Origin of the sequence: Rhodopseudomonas sp. BR0G17, from assembly GCF_010907025.1 — a bacterium.
Taxonomy (GTDB): Bacteria; Pseudomonadota; Alphaproteobacteria; order Rhizobiales; family Xanthobacteraceae; genus Rhodopseudomonas; species Rhodopseudomonas palustris_H.
Window position 1 is genome coordinate 1 of the sequence record NZ_QUML01000069.1, and the last position, 5,957, is coordinate 5,957.

The 5,957-nt window shown below is 65.4% G+C and carries 4 protein-coding genes; 1 reads left to right on the forward strand and 3 read right to left on the reverse strand.

Going from position 1 to position 5,957, the window contains the following annotated elements; all coding sequences use genetic code 11:
* Nucleotides 1–126: 126 nt before the first annotated feature.
* On the forward strand, nt 127–1,413 hold the full coding sequence (locus DY467_RS25035; protein ID WP_234820109.1) for an MgtC/SapB family protein: 1,287 nt from the start codon (nt 127–129) through the stop codon (nt 1,411–1,413).
* A 13-nt stretch (nt 1,414–1,426) separates the two neighbouring features.
* On the opposite strand, the gene DY467_RS25040 is transcribed toward DY467_RS25035, so the two are convergent.
* From DY467_RS25040 to DY467_RS25050, 3 genes are all read right to left on the reverse strand, one after another.
* Nucleotides 1,427–2,533 (reverse strand): hypothetical protein, encoded by a 1,107-nt coding sequence (locus tag DY467_RS25040; RefSeq protein WP_164639731.1) that lies wholly within the window; start codon nt 2,531–2,533, stop codon nt 1,427–1,429.
* Nucleotides 2,534–3,253: 720 nt separating this feature from the next.
* Nucleotides 3,254–5,554, reverse strand: coding sequence for a glycine--tRNA ligase subunit beta (gene glyS / locus DY467_RS25045; protein ID WP_164639733.1), 2,301 nt, complete (start codon nt 5,552–5,554; stop codon nt 3,254–3,256).
* The coding region (locus tag DY467_RS25050; protein ID WP_164639735.1) for an endonuclease domain-containing protein at nt 5,554–5,957 on the reverse strand (404 nt) is incomplete at its 5' end. The genes glyS and DY467_RS25050, both read right to left, overlap by 1 nt.

Here is a 5,957-nt window from a genome sequence, read left to right on the forward strand (position 1 = left end):
CTCCCCTTCCGATTGCTTCTCCCGCATCGCCCCACCTGCTAGAGTTCCGGCACCGGCTCGGCTCTCGCGCCGGCGTCGCGGTGCTCTGCCGCGCCGACGTCCTCCCGCGCAGATGCGGCTTCGCCGATGCCGATGATCGCAACACCGTCCGTTCACAGCCTCGCGCTGTTGTTGCTGCTGAGTTTCTTTCTCGGCTTCGCGTTCGAAGATTTCTTCGAGCAGCGCAAATCCGCGCGGCCGGGCGGCGTCCGCACTTTTCCACTGCTATCTCTCGGCGGCGGCGTGCTGTACTGGCTCGACCCCACCCACCTGGTCGCCTTCACCGGCGGCCTGCTGGTGCTCGGTGTCTGGCTGTCGATCTTCTACACGGTGCATTTGCGCGAGCGCGACGACCAGGGCGAACGCAATGCCGGGCTCGTCGTGCTGCTGCTCAACGTCCATGCCTATCTGCTCGGGGCGATCGCGCTGGCGCTGCCGCATTGGGTCGCGGTCGGCATCACGGTCACGGCGGTGATCCTGCTCACCAGCCGCGACTGGCTGCACCGGCTGGTGCGCAAGGTCGATACCCGCGAGATTACCACCGCGGCACAGTTTCTGATCCTCAGCGGTGTCGTGCTGCCATTGCTACCGGCCGAGCCTGTCACTTCACTCACCAGCATCACGCCGCGGCAGGTTTGGCTGGCGCTGACGCTGGTGTCGGCACTGTCGTACGCGAGCTATCTGGCGCAGCGTTATTGGCAGCGCGCCGCGCAGGGGCTGTGGATGGCCGGCCTCGGCGGGCTGTATTCCTCGACCGCCACCACCGTGGTGCTGGCGCGGCAGGCCGCCGTCAGCGAGTCGTTCCGCCGCCAGGCGACGGCGGGTATCACGCTGGCGACCGGCATCATGTACCTGCGCATCCTGGTGGTGATCGCTGTGTTCAACATGACGCTGGCGCGTGCATTGGCTGCGCCGATGCTGGGGCTTGCGGCGGTCGCTTTGGCGATCGCAGCGCTGCAATACCTCATCATCAAGGCGCCCAGCGGCGAAGCCACCCAGCCATCGGAGCGCGGCAACCCGCTCGAACTCGGCGCCGCGGCGGTGTTCGCAGCCCTGTTCGTGGCGATCTCGCTGGCCTCGACCTGGGTCAAAACCGAATTCGGCACGCAGGGCATCTACTGGCTGGCAGCGATCGTCGGTTTTTCCGACATCGATCCCTTCGTGCTCAACCTCGCGCAGGGCGGCACCGCGGGCATCGGCGAACATGCGGTGGCGATCGCGGTCCTGATCGCGGCATCGTCCAACAATGTCCTGAAGGCCGCCTACGCGGTGGCGTTCGGCGGCCGGCGCACCTGGCAGAGCGCGGTGATACTGGTGGCCTTGGCGATTGCCGGCGTCGCGCTGGCGGCGTGGCTGGCGAAGATCGCGGCTTGAGCGGCGGCGAGCGCTAGCCGCGCTTCAGCATCGACAGCAGCGACGTGGTCGCCTTGTAGCTCTGCACCGCGTTGTCGCGGAACGCCGGCGTCCAGTTGGTCGCGGTGCGTTCCTCTGCGCTCATGCCCGAATAGGCGTTGAGCAGGCCGAGGCTGAAATCCGCCGGATTGCCGGAGGTCTGGCTTTGCTTCAGCGCGGTGAGGATGCTGGCGCGGTTACGGCCATCGAGCTCGCGCTTGGCGGCGAACACCTCTTCCTGCGAGAACAGGTCGTCCTTGTTGAGCGAGATCGCCGACAGCGAGCGATTGTCGAGCACCGACAGATCCGCCTGCTGGCCGGTCTTGCGCGCCGGATCGTACACCAGCAGCTTGCCGGCGGCGGTCGCCTGGGCGGCCTGGTCGTCGAGCGTGGCGCGCGCCTGCTTGGCGACGCTGCCGAAATCCTTCGTGGCCGTGGTGGCGCTGCCGGACGGATAGCGCGCCAGATAGGCCGCCACCGGATCGTTGCTGATGCCGGCTGGGATCTTCGACGGATCGGCCTGGGTCGCTGCCAGGCCCTTGGTGATCGCGGCGCGCTCGGCCTGCCAGGTCGCGGTCGCTTTCTCTTCGCCCGAGGCGCCATCGAGATAGCTCGCAGCCGCCTTGTACACGGTGCTGTAATCGCCGATCAGCTTGGCGGTCTGTGTCGCCGGCGACAGCGCGTCGTTGAACTGCGCGATCCGCGTGGTCGCCGCCAACGTCTGCTCGGCGTCGGTGAACCGGCCGCCGGCATTGGAGGCGATGGCGAACAGCGCCCGGCGGTCGAGCCCCGACAGGTCGATCTTCGGCTTGCCGCTGTCGTCGTAAGGCGCGGTGACGCCCGCCGCCTTGTACAGCTTGTCGATCGCGGTGCGGCTGTCACTGATCACCGCAGAGTAATCCTTCGACGAGCCGCTGGCGAGCTGGGCCCGCGCGGCCGCCGACAGCGTCAGCTGCGTCGCCGCATTGCTGCTGGCGCCCGGCAGCACGTCGTCGCTGGTACCGTTCAGGATCGTGGCCAGCGAGGTCTGCGCGCCCGCGGTCCGCGCATAGGCGGCACCGTATTGCGCGTAATTGTTCAAGCCGTTGGTGATGCTGGTCATGGCATTGCGCCCCGCTGCCGAGGAGGACGGTTAAGGAACCGTTACCGCCAGCCAACCTGTCAGGACATGGTTAACGACCGGTTAATTGTTTCGCAATGTTGCTGATCGGTGCAGCTTTTGAGGGGGACGCGGGACGTCCTTGAGGACACGCCCTCCTCCCCCGTCATTCCGGGGCGCTCCGCTTCGCCAAGAGCACTGTCATTCCGGGATGCGTGCGACAGCACGCAGACCCGGAATCTCGAAGTTATTGCAGAGGGTGACGCAGCGAGGCGCGTGGCGGTTGCCGTGCACGACCACATCGAGATTCCTGGTTCGCTCGCTGACGCGAGCGCCCCGGAATGACTCCCTGTGGAGTGGAGCACCAGACGCAGGGCCCCCTCGCCAACAGCACCGTCATTCCGGGATGCGTGCGACAGCACGCAGACCCGGAATCTCGAAGTTATTGCAGAGGGTGACGCAGCGAGGCGCGTGGCGGTTGCCGTGCACGATCACATCGGGATTCCGGGTTCGCTCGCTGACGCGAGAGCCCCGGAATGACGTGACGGCAGCCGCGGCAAGGAGGCAGCCCCACACCCGGCGTCATGCGCGGGCTCGACCCGCGCATCCATCACGCGCGTAGCGTTTCTGCGAAGACACCTTGAGAAGAAGGATGGATTGCCGGGTCGAGCCCGGCAATGACGTGGCGTGGCAGCGGCTGGCGCGGCGGACCAACAGCCGCCGTTAGTCCTGGATCTTCGAGAAGTCCGCCACCGCCCGGGTCGCGGCGCGGATTTCGTTGAGCAGCTTCAGGCGGTTTTCGCGGACGGCCTTGTCGTCGGCATTGACCGTGACCTTGTCAAAGAACGCATCGACCGCCGGCCGCAAGCCAGCCATCGCGGTCATGGCCGCGGCAAAGTCCTCCTTGGCGACGGCTGCGCCGGCGTCGGCCTTGGCACGATCGATCGCGGCCGCCAGCGCCTTCTCCTCGTCCTGCGCATACAGCGACGCATCCGGCGCGCCGTCGAAGGCGCGGCCGTCCTTCTTCTCCTCGATACGCAGGATGTTGGCGGCGCGCTTGGTGCCGGCGAGCAGGTTTTTGCCGTCGTCGGTGGCGAGGAACGCGGCGAGCGCCTCGACGCGGCGGACGATCATCAGGATGTCGTCCTGACCTTCGAGCGCAAACACCGCATCGACGAGATCGTGTCGCGCGCCCTGATCGCGGAGTTGGACTTTGAGGCGGTCGGCGAAGAAGGACAGGAGGTCAACCGCCGTCTCCTCGGGGGGAGGAAGTTCTCGACAGACCTCATATTTTCCAATGTTCATGACACCAGCCTTAGCGGACCCCTGCCTCAGCCGGCAAATGAGCACCCGCGCTGAAGCATCCACCCTGTCTCCAAACCGAGAGCCTTCCGAGAAAATCTCATCGATAGTTAAATAGCCCATGCCCTTCGACTGACGCACTAATACGAAAAGATCCTCAGTCTGGAACGATCGCAGAATTGGAAAACACGCTTCCTTGAGGAGGACCTCAAGCGCAATCTGCAATCCGTTCTCCAAAACAAGCCTAATCACCCCCAGCGCAGCCCGCCGCAGCGCATACGGGTCCTTACTCCCCGTCGGCTTCTCGTCGATCGCCCAGAACCCGACCAGCGTGTCGAGCTTGTCGGCGAGCGCCACCGCGATGCTCACCGGATCGGTCGGCACGCGATCGTTCGGGCCCTGCGGCTTGTAGTGTTCCTCGCACGCTGCGGCGACAGAGGCATCTTCGCCCTGGGCGAGCGCGTAGTACTTGCCCATCAGGCCCTGCAGCTCGGGGAATTCGCCGACAACCTCGGTCAGCAGATCCGCCTTGCAGAGCTTCGCGGCACGCTTGGTCTTCTCGACGTCGGCACCGACCAGCGGCGCGATCTCGGCGGCGAGGCGCTCGATGCGGGCGATGCGCTCGGCCTGGGTGCCGAGCTTTTCGTGGAACACGATCTGATCGAACTTCGGCAACCGGTCTTCCAGCTTGGTCTTCAGATCGGTCTCGTAGAAGAACTTGGCGTCCGAGAGCCGCGCGCGGATGACGCGCTCATTGCCGGCCGTGATCGCGGCGCCGCCATCGCTGGCTTCGATATTCGCGGTCAGGATGAACTTGTTGGCGAGCTTGCCGGTCGCAGGATCGGCGACCACGAAGCATTTCTGATTGGCGCGGATGGTGGCGCGGATCACTTCGTCCGGGATCGATAGGAAGTCCTTGTCGAACGAGCCCATCAGCGCCACCGGCCATTCGACCAGGCCGGAGACTTCGTCGAGCAGCCCCTGATCCTCGACCAGTTCGTAGTTCTGCGCCTGCGCCAGCGTCTTCGCATCGGCCAGGATGATGTCCTTGCGGCGGGCGGAATCGAGCACGACCTTGGCAGCGAACAGCTTGGCCTCGTAGTCCTCGAACCGGCGCACGCTGAATTCGGCCGGTGCCATAAAGCGATGGCCGCGCGTGGTCTGCCCCGCCTCGATGCCGTCGACGTTGAAATGCACCACGTCGGGCTCTTCGGTCTCCATGCCGAAGGTCGCGATGATCGAATGCAGCGGCCGCACCCATTGCAGCGCGCCCGGCTTGCGGGAGCGTTCGCCCCAGCGCATCGACTTCGGCCACGGGAAGGTGCGCACGATCACCGGCAGGAATTCGGCGATCACGTCGATCGCAGGCTTGCCCGGCTTCTCGATCAGCGCGACGTAGAAGTCACCCTTCTTCGGGTCCTTCTGGATCTTGGCTTCGTCGAGCGAGGCCAGCCCCGCGGCCTTCAAAAAGCCCTGCACCGCCGCCTCCGGCGCGCCGACCTTCGGCCCCTTGCGCTCGTCCTTCAAATCCGGCTGCCGCGCCGGAATGCCATGCACCGTCAACGTCAGCCGCCGCGGCGTCGCAAACGCCTTGGCACCCTCATAGACGAGACCTTCGGCGACCAGCTTGTCGGTGACCAGCCGCTTCAGATCATCAGCAGCCTTCCCCTGCATCCGCGCCGGGATTTCTTCGGAGAACAGTTCGAGGAGGAGGTCGGGCATTACTTGTCCTCCCCGCGCAGGGCTTCACCCTCCCCTGGAGGGGGAGGGTCGCCTGCCGAAGGCAGGCGGGGTGGGGTGACAGCGGTCGCGTTGTAGATGGCGTCCATCACGGCGTCGGTCTTGCTCATCACATCATTGTTCCAAAATCGGATCACCCGGTAGCCCTCCGACTGCAGCCATTGCGTTCGCACTTCGTCACGCTTTAGGCCGTCTTCGTCGCCGTGTTGTGATCCGTCCACCTCGATGATCAGTCGCTTCGCGAGGCAGGCGAAATCGGCGATGTAGGGCCCGATCACCACCTGCCGTCTGAAGTGACTTCCTTCCACATTCATTCGTCGCAACCGCCGCCATAGAATGTCTTCGGCAGCGGTGCTGTTAGCCCGCAGTTTGTTCGCAGTGGCAC